Origin of the sequence: Agrobacterium sp. MA01, assembly GCF_009650195.1 — a bacterium.
GTDB lineage: Bacteria > Pseudomonadota > Alphaproteobacteria > Rhizobiales > Rhizobiaceae > Allorhizobium.
Genome location: NZ_CP045854.1, coordinates 4,163,603 through 4,177,885 on the forward strand (window position 1 = coordinate 4,163,603; position 14,283 = coordinate 4,177,885).

Consider the following 14,283-nt stretch of genomic DNA (forward strand, 5'->3'; position numbering starts at 1 on the left):
TCGATGCAAAGAATGCATTGCGCCATTTGAATGATGCGGCGCTGCGGACTATATGGGAGAAGGAAAAATCAAATTCAATCAAGCCTGGCGGTATTCATGGGGTCTAGTGATTTCGTTACATTGTTCTTCCTGGTCGCGGCGGTTCTGATCTTCTTTCAGCTCCGTAGCGTGCTTGGACGACGCACGGGCCATGAAAAGCCGCCGTTCGATCCGTTCGCACAGCGCGATCTGGCCAAGGGTGCAGCGCGAGACGATGGCAAGGTTGTCACCCTTCCGCGCCGTGAGGATGGCAACGCTGAAGATCGCTATGTGGCCGTGGACGCCTACGCGCCTGCCGGCACAGCCCTGAACGATCAGTTGCGCGAACTTCTGCGCCACGACGCGAGCTTCAACCCGAAGGAATTCCTGAACGGTGCCAAGATCGCTTACGAGATGATCGTCATGGCCTATGCCGATGGCGACCGGAAGGCTTTGAAAGGACTGCTCTCCCGCGAGGTCTTCGACGGTTTCGAAAGCGCAATCGCCGATCGCGAGAGCCGCGGCGAGATCGTGAAGTCGACTTTTGTCGGCATCGAGAAGGCGGACATCATCCAGGCATCCGCTCGTGAAAACGAGGAGCAGGTGACCGTTCGCATCGTCAGCCAGTTGATCACGGCCACCTACGACAAGGCAGGCGTCATCATTGATGGCGATGCCGAGGCGGTGTCGGAGGTGAACGACGTGTGGACCTTCGCCCGCGATGTGCGCTCGCGCGATCCGAACTGGAAGCTGATCGCGACCGAAGCAGAACAATGACCGATCTCAGCGCCTGTCGTCTGAGGCCGGCATCCTTCGATGATCTGCCCGGCTGGTCATCCGACGATCCGTCATCGCTTTGGCCTGCCTTGACCGACTGTAGGAGATACCTGCAGTCGGTCAAACCATATAAGCCAGGTGCCTTGGGACTGACCGCCGAAGATCTGATGCCTCTGCTGGACGCTGCATCGACGCACAGTCCGGACAACGCAGCTCAGGCGCGGCTTTTCTTCGAACAGCGAACGCGACCCTTCCTGGTCGAGCCCAGCGGCCAAAACGCAGGTCTGGTCACGGCATTCTACGAGCCTGAAGTCGCTGTCAGCGATCAGCCCGATGACGAATACCGCCATCCCTTCTATCGTCGTCCTCTGGATCTCGTAGACGTGGATGACGCCAACCGAACCGCCGACCTCGACGCCGGTTACGCATTCGCTCTACGCACAGACGATGGCCTCAAGCCGTATCCGGATCGCCGCGACATTGATCGGGGCTGGCTCGAGGGCAGGGGGCTCGAAATCGCCTGGGCTCGCTCGAAGGTCGATGTGTTCTTCGCCCATGTCCAGGGTGCTGCACGGTTGCTATATCCCGATGGACGCCTGCGTCGGATAACCTATGCGGCCAAGGCTGGTCATCCTTTCTCCGGCATCGGGCGCCTGCTGATCGATGGGGGGGAGATCCCGGAGGTCAATATCTCCATGCAGTCGATTCGGGCCTGGCTCGCTGCACATCCGGATCGCGTCGACGAGATCCTCTGGCACAACCGATCCTACATCTTCTTCCGGGAGGCGGAGGTTGACGATCTCACCCGTGGTCCGATTGCGGCCGCCAAGGTACCGCTGATTGCGGGCCGATCTCTCGCGGTCGATCGCCAGATCCATACTTTCGGATTTCCTTTCTTCATCCATGCCAAGGGATTGACGCATATGGATGGCGGACGCGATTTCGCGCGGACCATGCTGGCGCTCGATACCGGTTCTGCAATCGTCGGACCTGCACGCGGGGATATCTTTACGGGCTCCGGAGACGAGGCGGGCGAGTTGGCAGGGGCCGTGCGCAACACGGCCGACTTCTATATACTCATCCCGAAGCAGGCGGCAGAGAGGTTTGTCTGAGTGTCGGGTGGACCAAAGCTCAATCCGGAAGATCGCATCCTCTGGGGCAAGGTCGCGCGTTCGACCCGCCCGATGCCCGGACGTATGGAAGACCTGCTGAGTTTCGAAGAGCAGTTCGAGACTCCGGTAGAAGAGAAGGACGTGCCCGCTCTCAATCGGACCGCCATCTCATCGTCGACCTCGGCCACTGATCCTGAGCGTAAGTCCGCACCCCGAATCCACCACCCCCTCGAAAAACCGGTCAAGCGCAAGCTCTCTCGCGGTCACCTGGCGCTTGAAGCTCGGATCGATCTGCACGGACTGATCCAGAGTGAGGCGCATGGAATGCTGCTCGATTTCCTCATCCGGGCGCATGATCGGGGTTTGCGCCATGTCCTCGTGATTACTGGCAAGGGAAGCTCGCTGGGGAGTGAAGGCGCCTTGAAGCGCGCGGTGCCGCTCTGGTTTGCCCTGCCGGAATTCCGTTTCCTGATTTCCTCCTACGAGCCTGCCGCACGTCAGCATGGCGGGGAGGGAGCTCTCTATGTGCGGCTCGCCCGCCGCGGACAGGAGCGCTGATGACGCCTTTCGGTGACGCGTTACGGCAGTTGCGGGAACGCAAGGGTGTCTCTCAGAAGGAGATGGCCGCAGCGATCGGGGTCTCTCCAGCCTATCTCTCGGCACTCGAACACGGCCGGCGCGGCCTACCAAATTTCGACTTTCTCCAGCGCGTTGCAGGCTATTTCAACATTATCTGGGACGAGGCGGAGGAGCTCTTCTCGACGGCCGGCCGTTCCGATCCCCGAGTGGTGGTGGACACATCAGGCATGAAGCCGGAATACACGGCTTTCGCCAACGATCTTTCGAAGCTGATTCGCCAGCTCTCCCCGGATGTGATACGAGACATGCAGGATATTCTGGATGGCGCCAAAAAACGGCCGTGATGGGGTTGAAAAGCCCTCTCTATCCACCAGAAACAACGCCCTCGCCTTTGGAACTCAGGCCAAAACCCCTATAGTCGGGGCACTTGAAGCTGCTGATTCGAATCAGCTGGGCCTTTGAGAATTGACTGGAAAGATTGCTGAATGACCGACTTGCCGATCGCGGAAAATGATGCACCGGCCGAATATGGCGCTGACTCGATCAAGGTTCTGAAGGGACTGGACGCGGTCCGCAAGCGCCCCGGCATGTATATCGGTGACACCGACGACGGCTCGGGCCTTCACCACATGGTCTATGAAGTCGTCGACAACGCGATCGATGAGGCCTTGGCTGGTCACGCTGACATCGTCACGGTCACCTTGAACGCGGATGGTTCGGTCACGGTAACCGACAACGGTCGTGGCATTCCAACGGATATCCATACCGGCGAAGGCGTTTCGGCTGCCGAGGTCATCATGACCCAGCTGCATGCTGGCGGTAAGTTCGACCAGAATTCCTACAAGGTATCAGGCGGTCTGCACGGCGTCGGCGTATCCGTCGTCAATGCGCTATCGGTCAAACTCACCCTGAAGATCCGCCGCAACAACAAGCTGCATGAAATCACTTTTACCCATGGCGTAGCCGACGGTCCACTGAAGGTGATCGGTGAATATGAGGGCCGTTCGGGAACGGAAGTCACCTTCCTGCCGAGCACCGAGACCTTCACCAAGGTCGATTTCGACTATGGAACGCTCGAGCATCGCCTTCGCGAGCTCGCCTTCCTGAATTCCGGTGTCCGCATTCTTCTGACCGACAAGCGCAAGTCCGACATCCGCCAGGAAGAGATGCTCTATGACGGCGGTCTGGAAGCCTTTGTCCGCTATCTCGATCGCTCCAAGAAGCCGCTCGTCGACAAGCCTGTCGCCATCAAGGGTGAGAAGGATGGGATCACCGTCGAAGTCGCCATGTGGTGGAATGACAGCTACCACGAGAATGTGCTCTGCTTCACCAACAATATTCCCCAACGCGACGGCGGCACCCATATGGCCGGCTTCCGCGCCGCTCTGACCCGTCAGGTGACGTCCTATGCGGATAGCTCGGGGATCACCAAGAAGGAGAAGGTGTCGCTGCAGGGTGAAGACTGCCGCGAAGGTCTTTCGGCCGTCCTCTCGGTAAAGGTACCGGATCCGAAGTTCTCGTCCCAGACGAAAGACAAGCTCGTTTCGTCCGAGGTACGCCCGGTCGTCGAAAACCTCGTCAACGAAGCGCTCAGCACCTGGTTCGAGGAACACCCGACGGAAGCCAAGATCCTTGTCGGCAAGGTGGTCGAGGCCGCTGTTGCCCGCGAAGCCGCCCGCAAGGCGCGTGAACTCACCCGCCGCAAGGGCGCACTCGATATCGCTTCTCTGCCCGGCAAGCTCGCCGACTGCTCCGAGCGCGATCCGGCCAAATCCGAACTCTTCCTCGTCGAGGGTGACTCGGCAGGTGGCTCCGCGAAGCAGGGCCGTTCGCGCGAAAACCAGGCGATCCTGCCGCTGCGTGGTAAGATCCTCAACGTCGAGCGCGCCCGCTTCGACAAGATGCTCTCGAGCCAGGAAATCGGCACGCTGATCACAGCGCTCGGCACATCCATCGGCAAGGACGAGTTCAACGCCGACAAGCTGCGCTACCACAAGATCATCATCATGACCGATGCTGACGTCGACGGCGCACATATCAGAACGCTTCTGCTGACATTCTTCTTCCGTCAGATGCCGGAGCTCATCGAGCGTGGCCATCTCTACATCGCCCAGCCGCCGCTCTATAAGGTCTCGCGCGGCAAGTCCGTCCAGTACCTGAAGGACGAGAAGGCGCTGGAAGACTATCTGATCACCATGGGTCTCGAAGAGGCAACGCTGACGCTCGCCAATGGTGAAGTCCGCGCCGGCCAGGACCTGCGCGACGTGATCCAGGACGCGTTGCGTCTGCGGTCACTGATCGACGGTCTGCATTCCCGCTACAACCGGAATGTCATCGAGCAGGCTGCCATCGCCGGCGCGCTGAACCCGGAACTGACAGGCAACCGCCAGCAGGCCGAGGCGACCGCAGCGCTGGTCGCGAGCCGTCTCGACATGATCGCCGAAGACACCGAACGTGGCTGGCAGGGCTTCGTCACCGACGAAGGCGGCCTTCGCTTCGAGCGTATGGTCCGCGGCGTCAAGGAAGTGGCCTCAGTCGATGTCGCCCTCATCGGTTCGGCGGACGCTCGCCACATGGATCAGATGTCCGCCCGCCTGCGCGAGATCTACTCCGAACCGCCGGTTCTCACCCGTAAGGACGGCCGTAGCGACATGTCCGGCCCGCGCGCCCTTCTTGATTCGATCTTTGCGACCGGCCGCAAGGGCCTTTCCATGCAGCGATACAAGGGCTTGGGCGAAATGAATGCCGAGCAGCTCTGGGAAACCACGCTCGATCCGAACGTACGCTCTCTACTTCAGGTCCGGGTCAACGACGCGACCGACGCCGACGGCCTGTTCTCGCGCCTCATGGGCGACGAGGTCGAACCTCGCCGCGAGTTCATTCAGGACAACGCGCTCAGCGTCGCCAACCTCGACATCTGAGATCTGCAGATGCAAATCAAAAGGGCCGCTCCTCGGGAGCGGCCCTTTTTCTTGATCAACAGGTTTCGTTGTTGAGATGGTTAACGTGATTCACGTGAAACCATGAATGCGCGGGCTCAGAAACGTCCCTCGAATGCCACTTCAGCCAGAGCCTTGCGACCATTCGGCGTTTCCTTCGAACGCAGACCTTCCGGCAGCGCTTCCTTGTCACCCAGCTTGCCGATGGCCACCGCTGCGTTGATGTGGAAACCATCAGGCGCGCCCAGCTCGGAGACGGCCCGATCGAAGTCGAAGCCGGTCATCGCGTGGGCGAAATAGCCCGACTTCATGGCCTGAACCGAGAGCAGACCCCAGGCAGCACCCGCGTCGAAACTGTGGCTGCGATAGGACTTCGGCTCCGAACCATCAGCCGGACGGCTCAGCGTGTCGGAAAAGATGAAGACGAGGGCCGCGGCATTCTTGGCCCAACCCTGGTTGAACTCGATCAGAATATCGAGAAACTTGTCGAACTCAGGTGTTCCCTTCAGGGCGTAGATGAAGCGCCAGGGCTGGTAGTTGAACGCTGACGGCGCCCAATGCGCGGCATCGAGGATGGTCAGGAGATCTTCCTTCGGCATCGTGCTTCCATCAAAGGCACGCGGCGACCATCGATCGAGAAAGATCGGATCGACATTGTATTCGGACTGGCGGTGATTGCTGCTGGTCATGGTGTTCCTTCACACATGTCTTGGGATGACGGATGGAACAAACATCAATTCGCAAGCCTCGGAAAGGGTCGCGGCTGCAAATTCGGGTGAACACTGTGATCGTTGATTAACCCCATCGAGGGGAGGGAACCTTAAGGCTTTTCGAACATCATCCGAAGTCATGAGACTTTATGTGCTGCGAAAGGAGGGATAATCCGGGCTTTTGCGATGCACAAAGTCTGTTAGTGTAGCGAATGAACGCGGACCCTCTGGTCCGACAAAAAGGTACAGAACCCATGTTCTATCAGCTCTATGAACTGAACCATGCATTCATGGCGCCATTCCGGGCAACAGCGGACGCGATGAACCTGGCATGGAGAAACCCGCTCAACCCTTGGTCCCATACGGTCGTCGGGCGTTCATTCTCAGCGGGCTTTGAAGTTTTCGAACGTGTGACGCGCCGCTACGGCAAGCCGGCCTTCGGTCTCCCGACAACCAGGATCGGGGATGAAAGCGTCACGGTCGAGGAAGAAATCGTCTGGCGCAAGCCTTTCTGCGATCTGATCCATTTCAAGCGCCATCTTCCAGCCGGCACCGAAAAGGGTCCGCGCATCCTCATCGTCGCACCCATGTCGGGCCACTACGCGACCTTGCTCCGTGGGACGGTAGAGGCACTGCTGCCGAGTGCGGACCTTTACATCACCGACTGGATCGATGCCCGTATGGTGCCGGTGACCGAAGGCGATTTCGATCTCGACGACTATATCGATTACGTCATCGACATCCTTCATCACCTCGGTCCTGACACCCATGTGGTCGCGGTCTGTCAGCCCTCCGTTCCCGTGCTGGCCGCCGTCGCCGTCATGGAAGGTGAGGGGGACGTCTGCGCACCGTCCTCGATGACACTCATGGGTGGCCCCATCGACACGCGCATCAACCCGACGGCCGTCAATCAACTGGCCCAGGACAAGCCGCTCGAATGGTTCCGCGACAACGTCATCATGCAGGTGCCGTGGCCGCAGCCCGGCTTCATGCGTCAGGTCTATCCGGGCTTCCTGCAGCTCTCGGGATTTATGTCGATGAACCTTGATCGGCACATGATTGCGCACAAGGAGTTTTACATGCACCTCGTCAAGAACGACGGGGAACCGGCCGAGAAGCACCGCGACTTCTACGATGAATATCTGGCGGTCATGGACCTCACGGCGGAATTCTATCTTCAGACCGTCGAGACGGTGTTCATCAAGCACTCCCTGCCCAAGGGTGAGATGATGCATCGCAACAAGCGCGTCGACACGACAGCGATCCGCAACGTCGCGCTTTTGACAGTCGAAGGCGAAAACGACGACATCTCGGGTCTCGGTCAGACCAAGGCGGCGCAGACAATCTGCACCAACATTCCCGATGATATGCGCCTGCACTACATGCAGCCTGACGTTGGCCACTACGGCGTCTTCAATGGCTCGCGTTTCCGTCGCGAAATCGCGCCGCGCATTGTCGAATTCGCCCGCACACACGGCAAGAAGGCCAAGACCACCAATCCGGTCAAGCGGGTCATCAAGGGCGGCAAGGCTCTCTGACATTTTCGTCATTCCGAATTTAAGAAGCGGATTCAGTCGGTTCTCCGATTGGGTCCGCTTCTTTCTTGAAGGGCAGGGCGGCATTTCCCACATCGAAACCATCGGACGGCATTCCGCTGTCCGCGCAAAACGAGGTTATCGATGATGAACCAGTCAGCACTGCTTCGGCCGGATTGGACTCCGGCAACCGTCGCCTTGATGGTGCTCGGCTTCATGGTCTTCTGGCCGCTCGGTCTGGCCATGCTTGCCTACATCCTGTTCGGCGAGAAGTTCCAGAGCTTCAAGCGGGAAGCCAACCAGAAGGCTGATAGTGCCTTCGCCTGGTGCCGCTCCAACAGCTATACTGCGCCTGCCTCAACCGGGAATGTCGCCTTCGACGAGTGGCGCAAGACCGAACTCGAGCGTCTCGACGAAGAACGTCGCCGTCTCGATGAGATGCGTGCCGAATTCGACAACTACGCCCGCGAACTGCGTCGGGCGAAGGACCAGGAAGAGTTCGACCGCTTCATGCGCGACCGTCAGCAGATGAAGACTTCAGGCGAGGGCGGTCCCGCCCAGGGTTTCACCGGCAACTGACCGGTCGAGCCATCCTGTCGCAACCGGGGTCGGCGCACTTGCGCCGACCTTTTTTATTGCAAGAAGAGCTCCCGAATCGGCTAGAACACACGCATGTTTCCCCTGCTTAAAAAGCTGACACCGCAGAGAGCCCCGGCGATCCAGCTGGAGCGGGCGATTGCCGTGGATGGACGGTCCATTCCGCTGACCATCAGAAAGAACAGCCGCGCGACCCGCATCACGCTCAGGATCGAGCCCGGCGGGCGCGCTTTGAAGATGACAATTCCGCCAGGGCTGCGCGAACGGGACATCGATGACTTTCTTGATCGCCACCAGGGCTGGCTCAGCACCAAGCTCAAGCGCCAGAAAACGGTCGGCGCCATTGAGGATGGCGGAGACATTCTACTCCGAGGCATTCCCCATCGTATCGTCCATACAGGTCAGTTGCGCGGCCTGACCCAATCGATCGACAGCGAGATTGGCCATGTCCTCAGCGTCAGCGGCCTTGAGGACCATTTGCCGAGGCGCGTCGCCGATTTCCTCAAAAAGGAAGCACGCCATGACCTCGAGCGCCTCGTGGCTCTGCATGCCAGAAATGTCGGCAAGCCAGTCAAGAGCATGACGCTGAAGGATACCCGCAGCAGATGGGGATCCTGTTCCTGGGACGGCAAGCTGAGCTTCTCCTGGCGCATTGTCATGGCGCCGCCTCTGGTCATCGACTATCTCGCTGCCCACGAGGTTGCGCATTTGCGGGAGATGAACCACGGTCCGGCCTTCTGGGCACTTTGCAAGGAGCTCTGCCCACCCATGGACGAAGCGAAGTCCTGGCTGAAGCGTCATGGCTCGGCCCTTCATGCCATAGACTTCGACTGATTGACCCCGCGACCTTTCAGCCTCTGTCGCAAATTGGCTCGACTCTTTTTTGATTTCGTGCGACTTCGCTGCCATGAGACCCGATATCAAGATCTGCGGACTGAAGACGCCGGAGGCGGTCGATCGTGCGGCCGACCGTGGCGCGAGCCATATCGGCTTCATCTTCTTCGAAAAGAGCCCGCGCAACATCGAGCCTGACATCGCAGGCGTGCTCGCCGACCGAGTTCGCGGTCGTGTGAAGAGCGTGGCGGTGACAGTCGATGCAGACAATGACGATCTCGACGAGATCATCGCCTTGATGCGCCCGGATATCCTGCAATTCCATGGTCACGAAAGCCCGGAACGCCTGCTGACAGTCAAGGCGGTCACCGGTCTTCCGATTATGAAGGCATTTTCCATTCGCGATGCCGATGACCTGAGGCGTATCGAGCCCTATATCGGGATTGCCGATCGTTTTCTCTTCGATGCCAAACCGCCTGTGGGCTCCGATTTGCCTGGCGGAAATGGCGTCACCTTCGATTGGCGTCTCTTGCGTTCGCTTGACGACAGCGTCGATTACATGCTTTCCGGAGGCCTCAACAAGGCCAATATCGCAGAGGCCCTGCGGGAAACCGGAGCACGGGCAATCGACGTATCCTCTGGCGTGGAATCCGCGCCGGGCGTCAAGGATCTGCAGATAATGGATGAGTTTTTTGCGGCCGTTGCCGAGGCAAGTCGTGCACAGCCGGTTTCAGGGAGTGTCAAGTGAATCAGTCACCGAAACCCAATTCCTTCCGTGAAGGTCCAGACGAAGACGGCCGCTTCGGCATCTTCGGTGGCCGTTTCGTCGCCGAGACGCTGATGCCGCTGATCCTGGACCTGCAGGCGGAATGGGAAAAGGCGAAAACGGATCCGGAATTCCAGGCCGAACTGGCGCATCTCAACACCCATTATACCGGTCGCCCAAGCCCGCTCTATTTCGCCGAGCGTCTGACCGAAGAACTCGGTGGCGCGAAGATCTATTTCAAGCGCGATGAGCTGAACCACACCGGTTCGCACAAGATCAACAACTGCCTCGGCCAGATCCTGCTCGCTAAGCGCATGGGCAAGACCCGTATCATCGCTGAAACTGGCGCCGGCCAGCATGGTGTGGCCTCTGCCACGGTCGCCGCTCGCTTCGGCATCCCTTGCGTCGTCTACATGGGCGCGACCGACGTCGAGCGCCAGGCGCCGAACGTTTTCCGCATGAAGCTGCTCGGTGCCGAGGTGAAGCCGGTAACCTCTGGCCATGGCACCCTCAAGGACGCAATGAACGAGGCGTTGCGCGACTGGGTCACCAATGTCGACGATACCTATTATATGATCGGCACAGCCGCCGGCCCGCATCCCTATCCGGAAATGGTCCGCGACTTCCAGTCGGTCATCGGCCGCGAAACGCGCGAGCAGATGCTGGCTGCGGAAGGCCGCCTGCCGGACATGCTGATTGCTGCCGTCGGTGGTGGTTCGAACGCGATCGGCCTCTTCCATCCCTTCCTGGATGACGAGAGTGTCCGCATCGTTGGCGTCGAAGCCGGTGGCAAGGGTCTCGAAGGCGAGGAGCACTGCGCTTCGCTGACCGCAGGTACGCCCGGCGTCCTGCATGGCAACCGCACCTATCTGCTGCAGGACGGCGACGGCCAGATCAAGGAAGGTCACTCGATCTCCGCCGGCCTCGATTATCCGGGTATTGGCCCGGAGCATTCCTGGCTGAAGGATATGGGCCGCGTCGAATACGTTCCGATCAGGGACGACGAGGCGCTCGCCGCCTTCCAGCTGCTGACGCGCACCGAAGGCATCATCCCGGCGCTCGAGCCGAGCCATGCGCTCGCCGAAGTCGTCAAGCGCGCCCCGAAGATGGACAAGGACCAGATCATTGTGATGAACCTCTGCGGCCGCGGCGACAAGGATATCTTCACTGTCGGCAAGATTCTCGGTATGGGGCTCTGATCATGACTGCGCGTATGGACCAACGTTTCGCTGCACTGAAAGCAGAAGGCCGCCCGGCTCTCGTCACCTATTTCATGGGTGGCGATCCGGACTACGACACGTCGCTCGCGATCATGAAGGCTCTGCCGGAAGCCGGCGCGGACGTTATCGAGCTCGGCATGCCCTTCTCGGATCCCATGGCCGATGGCCCGGCGATCCAGCTTGCCGGCCAGCGGGCCCTCAAAGCCGGCCAAACCCTCGTTCGCACGCTCGATCTGGCGCGTGAATTCCGCAAGACGGACAATGAAACGCCGATCGTCATGATGGGTTACTACAACCCGATCTACGTCTATGGCGTCGAGCGTTTCCTTGACGACGCATTGGCTGCCGGCATCGATGGCCTGATCGTTGTCGATCTGCCGCCGGAAATGGATGACGAACTCTGCATCCCGGCCCGCAGCCGTGACATCAACTTCATCCGTCTGGCAACCCCGACAACCGACGACAAGCGTTTGCCCACCGTTCTCAAGAACACCTCGGGCTTCGTGTATTACGTCTCGATGAACGGCATCACCGGTTCGGCACTGCCGGATCCCTCGCGTGTTGCCGGTGCCGTCCAGCGCATCAAGGCGCATACAGACCTGCCGATCTGCGTCGGCTTCGGCGTCAAGACCGCCGAGCATGCCCGCCTGATCGGCGCCAATGCCGATGGCGTCGTGGTTGGTACCGCGATCGTCAATCAGGTTGCTACAAATCTCACAGCCGATGGCAAAGCGACGGCGGATACGGTTCAGGCCGTCGCCACGCTGGTGCGCGGACTGGCAACCGGCGTGCGGTCTGCACGCCTTGCTGCTGCCGAATAAGCACCCCATATGGGCTTTAAATATCAGGAGTAAGCCGCGTGAACTGGATCACCAACTATGTGCGCCCGCGCATCAATTCCATGCTGGGCCGCCGCGAAGTTCCGGAAAATCTCTGGATCAAGTGCCCGGAAACGGGCGAGATGGTCTTCCATAAGGACCTGGAAGAGAACAAGTGGGTGATCCCGGCTTCCGGCTATCACATGAAGATGCCGGCGAAGTCGCGCCTGATCGATCTCTTCGACGGAGGCCAGTTCGAAGCCCTGCCGCAGCCGAAAGTCGCGCAGGATCCGCTGAAGTTCCGCGATTCCAAGAAATACACCGACCGTCTTCGTGACAGCCGCGTGAAGACGGATCAGGAAGACACGATCGTTGCCGGCGTCGGCACGGTGCAGGGCCTGAAGCTCGTTGCCGTCGTCCACGAGTTCAACTTCATGGGCGGTTCGCTCGGCATTGCCGCTGGCGAAGCGATCGTGAAGGCCTTCGAACGCGCCATCAAGGAAAAGTGCCCGCTGGTCATGTTCCCGGCTTCGGGTGGCGCCCGCATGCAGGAGGGTATCCTCTCGCTGATGCAGCTGCCGCGCACCACGGTTGCCGTCGACATGCTGAAGGAAGCCGGCCAGCCCTACATCGTCGTCCTCACCAACCCGACTACGGGCGGCGTAACGGCATCTTACGCCATGCTGGGCGACCTCCACATTGCCGAACCGGGTGCCGAGATCTGCTTTGCCGGCAAGCGCGTTATCGAGCAGACGATCCGCGAGAAGCTGCCTGAAGGCTTCCAGACCTCGGAATACCTGCTGGAACACGGCATGGTCGACATGGTCGTCAAGCGTCACGACATTCCTGACACGCTCGCGCGCGTCCTGAAGATTATGACCAAGCGCCCTGCCAACGACACGGCGGTCCCTGCGAAGGTGGCAGAGCCGGTCGAGAAGGCCTCGGCCTGAGCCGCGTTTTCTGTGAGGCCGCGGTCGCGGAACGAAAGTGATGACAGCCCCCATCGTCAGCCAGGCCGATGCCGAGATCGAAAAACTCATGGGGCTGCACCCCAAGGGCTACGATCTGTCGCTCGACCGTATCCGCCGCCTCCTTGAGGTTCTGGGTAACCCGCATCTGAAGCTGCCGCCGGTCATTCATGTGGCCGGCACAAACGGCAAGGGGTCGGCCTCGGCTTTTTGCCGGGCGCTTCTGGAGGCCCAGGGCCTGTCCGTCCACGTCCACACCTCGCCGCATCTGGTGCGCTGGCATGAGCGCTATCGCATCGGCGTCAAGGGGGGACCGGGGCAGATCGTCGACGATGAACTGTTTGCCGATGCTCTGCGCCGCGTTGCCGAGGCAAACGGCGGCAAACCGATCACCGTCTTCGAGATCCTGACGGCGGTGACATTCATTCTCTTTTCCGAACAGCCTGCCGACGTCGTCGTTTTGGAGGTCGGTCTTGGCGGCCGCTTCGACGCCACCAATGTCGTCGAAAAGCCAGCTGTCTGCATCATTCAGCCGATCTCGCTCGATCATCAGGCCTATCTCGGCGATCGCGTCGAACTGATCGCCGCCGAAAAGGCCGGAATCATGAAGCGCGGCGTCCCCGTGGTGATTGGACACCAGGAGTTCGACGGCGCCAAGGATGTGCTGATCAGCACGGCCGAACGCCTCGGCTGTCCTCTCACCGTCTTCGCCCAGGATTTCCTGGCGTACGAAGAATTCGGACGGCTCGTCTACCAGGACGAATTCGGTCTGATGGACCTGCCGCTGCCGCGTCTGCCGGGTCGGCACCAGATCGGCAATGCCGCAACCGCCATCCGTGCGGTCAAGGCAGCCGGCTACTCCGTCACCGAAGAGATTGCCGAAAAGGCCATGCTGTCGGTCGAATGGCCGGGCCGCCTGCAGAAGCTCACCGAGGGTCGGCTGGTGGAGCGTGCGCCGGCCGGCGCTGAAATCTGGCTCGACGGAGGCCACAATCCCGGCGCAGGCGAAGTGATCGCGGAGGCCATGGCATCCATGGAAGAACGCCAGGCGCGACCGCTGCATCTGGTCATCGGCATGATCAACACCAAGGATCCGATCGGCTTCTTCCGCGCTTTCGTGGATATCGCCCATAACGTCTACACTGTCCCGATAACGGGCTCTGACGTTGGCCTCGACCCGGTGGCACTTGCCCAGTCGGCAGCTGAGGCTGGTTTGAAGGCCCTTCCGATGGAGTCGCTTGGCCAGGCGCTGGACGCAATCCGCGAACGCAGTGAAGATGGCGTTCCGCCCCGCATCATGATCGGCGGCTCGCTTTATCTGGCGGGCAATGTGCTCGCCGAAAACGGCACCATCCCCAAATGAAAAAAGCCCGGCTGTAACCGGGCTTTTTCTTTATTCATCAATGACGT

The 14,283-nt window shown here is 60.1% G+C and carries 14 protein-coding genes; 13 read left to right on the plus strand and 1 reads right to left on the minus strand.

The window, feature by feature from the left end; genetic code table 11:
* Positions 1-96 precede the first annotated feature (96 nt).
* From GH983_RS19875 to gyrB, 5 genes are all read left to right on the plus strand, one after another.
* Positions 97-795: a Tim44/TimA family putative adaptor protein gene (locus tag GH983_RS19875; protein WP_054150008.1), complete on the plus strand. Its 699-nt coding sequence runs from the start codon at positions 97-99 to the stop codon at positions 793-795.
* Positions 792-1,907 carry a murein transglycosylase A gene (locus GH983_RS19880; protein ID WP_153763310.1) on the plus strand — a complete coding sequence of 372 codons (1,116 nt, stop codon included), beginning with the start codon at positions 792-794 and terminating at the stop codon, positions 1,905-1,907. Before GH983_RS19875 ends, GH983_RS19880 begins: the two co-directional genes overlap by 4 nt.
* Complete coding sequence (locus GH983_RS19885) at positions 1,908-2,465, plus strand: Smr/MutS family protein (RefSeq protein WP_153763311.1); 558 nt, start codon at positions 1,908-1,910, stop codon at positions 2,463-2,465. It abuts the gene before it with no gap.
* Positions 2,465-2,830, plus strand: coding sequence for a helix-turn-helix domain-containing protein (locus GH983_RS19890; protein ID WP_054150005.1), 366 nt, complete (start codon positions 2,465-2,467; stop codon positions 2,828-2,830). The genes GH983_RS19885 and GH983_RS19890 overlap by 1 nt, the downstream gene beginning before the upstream one ends.
* A gap of 141 nt (positions 2,831-2,971) precedes the next feature.
* The gene (gene gyrB, locus GH983_RS19895; protein ID WP_054150004.1) at positions 2,972-5,407 is read left to right on the plus strand and encodes a DNA topoisomerase (ATP-hydrolyzing) subunit B; all 2,436 of its coding nucleotides are present in this window, start codon (positions 2,972-2,974) and stop codon (positions 5,405-5,407) included.
* A 116-nt stretch (positions 5,408-5,523) separates the two neighbouring features.
* On the opposite strand, the gene GH983_RS19900 is transcribed toward gyrB, so the two are convergent.
* The gene (locus GH983_RS19900; RefSeq protein WP_069042726.1) at positions 5,524-6,114 is read right to left on the minus strand and encodes a nitroreductase family protein; all 591 of its coding nucleotides are present in this window, start codon (positions 6,112-6,114) and stop codon (positions 5,524-5,526) included.
* Positions 6,115-6,389: 275 nt separating this feature from the next.
* On the opposite strand from GH983_RS19900, the gene GH983_RS19905 reads away from it, so the two are divergent.
* The 8 genes from GH983_RS19905 to GH983_RS19940 all read left to right on the plus strand — a co-directional run bounded on the left by GH983_RS19905 (position 6,390) and on the right by GH983_RS19940 (position 14,236).
* The gene (locus GH983_RS19905; protein ID WP_054150002.1) at positions 6,390-7,673 is read left to right on the plus strand and encodes a polyhydroxyalkanoate depolymerase; all 1,284 of its coding nucleotides are present in this window, start codon (positions 6,390-6,392) and stop codon (positions 7,671-7,673) included.
* 144 nt (positions 7,674-7,817) lie between these two features.
* Entirely contained in the window at positions 7,818-8,249 is a 432-nt protein-coding gene (locus GH983_RS19910; RefSeq protein ID WP_153763654.1) for a DUF2852 domain-containing protein, read from the plus strand.
* Positions 8,250-8,342: 93 nt separating this feature from the next.
* Positions 8,343-9,101, plus strand: a complete 759-nt coding sequence (locus tag GH983_RS19915) for a M48 family metallopeptidase (RefSeq protein WP_069042724.1) — start codon at positions 8,343-8,345, stop codon at positions 9,099-9,101.
* Between the two features lie 73 nt (positions 9,102-9,174).
* A complete protein-coding gene (locus tag GH983_RS19920; RefSeq protein WP_054150000.1) occupies positions 9,175-9,849 on the plus strand; it encodes a phosphoribosylanthranilate isomerase in 675 nt (224 codons plus the stop codon).
* Positions 9,846-11,066, plus strand: a complete 1,221-nt coding sequence (gene trpB, locus GH983_RS19925) for a tryptophan synthase subunit beta (protein WP_054149999.1) — start codon at positions 9,846-9,848, stop codon at positions 11,064-11,066. Before GH983_RS19920 ends, trpB begins: the two co-directional genes overlap by 4 nt.
* Before the next feature lie 2 nt (positions 11,067-11,068).
* A complete protein-coding gene (gene trpA / locus GH983_RS19930) occupies positions 11,069-11,908 on the plus strand; it encodes a tryptophan synthase subunit alpha (RefSeq protein WP_069042723.1) in 840 nt (279 codons plus the stop codon).
* Positions 11,909-11,946: 38 nt separating this feature from the next.
* On the plus strand, positions 11,947-12,855 hold the full coding sequence (accD, locus tag GH983_RS19935) for an acetyl-CoA carboxylase, carboxyltransferase subunit beta (RefSeq protein ID WP_054149997.1): 909 nt from the start codon (positions 11,947-11,949) through the stop codon (positions 12,853-12,855).
* Between the two features lie 40 nt (positions 12,856-12,895).
* Entirely contained in the window at positions 12,896-14,236 is a 1,341-nt protein-coding gene (locus tag GH983_RS19940) for a folylpolyglutamate synthase/dihydrofolate synthase family protein (RefSeq protein WP_054149996.1), read from the plus strand.
* Positions 14,237-14,283: the final 47 nt, after the last annotated feature.

Excerpts from the sequence above, each read along its gene's own strand:
- GH983_RS19875 (WP_054150008.1), top strand. The coding sequence starts at position 97 with ATGGGGTCTAGTGATTTCGTTACATTGTTCTTCCTGGTCGCGGCGGTT.
- GH983_RS19880 (WP_153763310.1), top strand. The coding sequence starts at position 792 with ATGACCGATCTCAGCGCCTGTCGTCTGAGGCCGGCATCCTTCGATGAT.
- GH983_RS19890 (WP_054150005.1), top strand. The coding sequence starts at position 2,465 with ATGACGCCTTTCGGTGACGCGTTACGGCAGTTGCGGGAACGCAAGGGT.
- gyrB (WP_054150004.1), top strand. The coding sequence starts at position 2,972 with ATGACCGACTTGCCGATCGCGGAAAATGATGCACCGGCCGAATATGGC.
- GH983_RS19900 (WP_069042726.1), bottom strand. The coding sequence starts at position 6,114 with ATGACCAGCAGCAATCACCGCCAGTCCGAATACAATGTCGATCCGATC.
- GH983_RS19905 (WP_054150002.1), top strand. The coding sequence starts at position 6,390 with ATGTTCTATCAGCTCTATGAACTGAACCATGCATTCATGGCGCCATTC.
- GH983_RS19910 (WP_153763654.1), top strand. The coding sequence starts at position 7,818 with ATGAACCAGTCAGCACTGCTTCGGCCGGATTGGACTCCGGCAACCGTC.
- GH983_RS19915 (WP_069042724.1), top strand. The coding sequence starts at position 8,343 with ATGTTTCCCCTGCTTAAAAAGCTGACACCGCAGAGAGCCCCGGCGATC.
- GH983_RS19920 (WP_054150000.1), top strand. The coding sequence starts at position 9,175 with ATGAGACCCGATATCAAGATCTGCGGACTGAAGACGCCGGAGGCGGTC.
- trpA (WP_069042723.1), top strand. The coding sequence starts at position 11,069 with ATGACTGCGCGTATGGACCAACGTTTCGCTGCACTGAAAGCAGAAGGC.
- GH983_RS19940 (WP_054149996.1), top strand. The coding sequence starts at position 12,896 with ATGACAGCCCCCATCGTCAGCCAGGCCGATGCCGAGATCGAAAAACTC.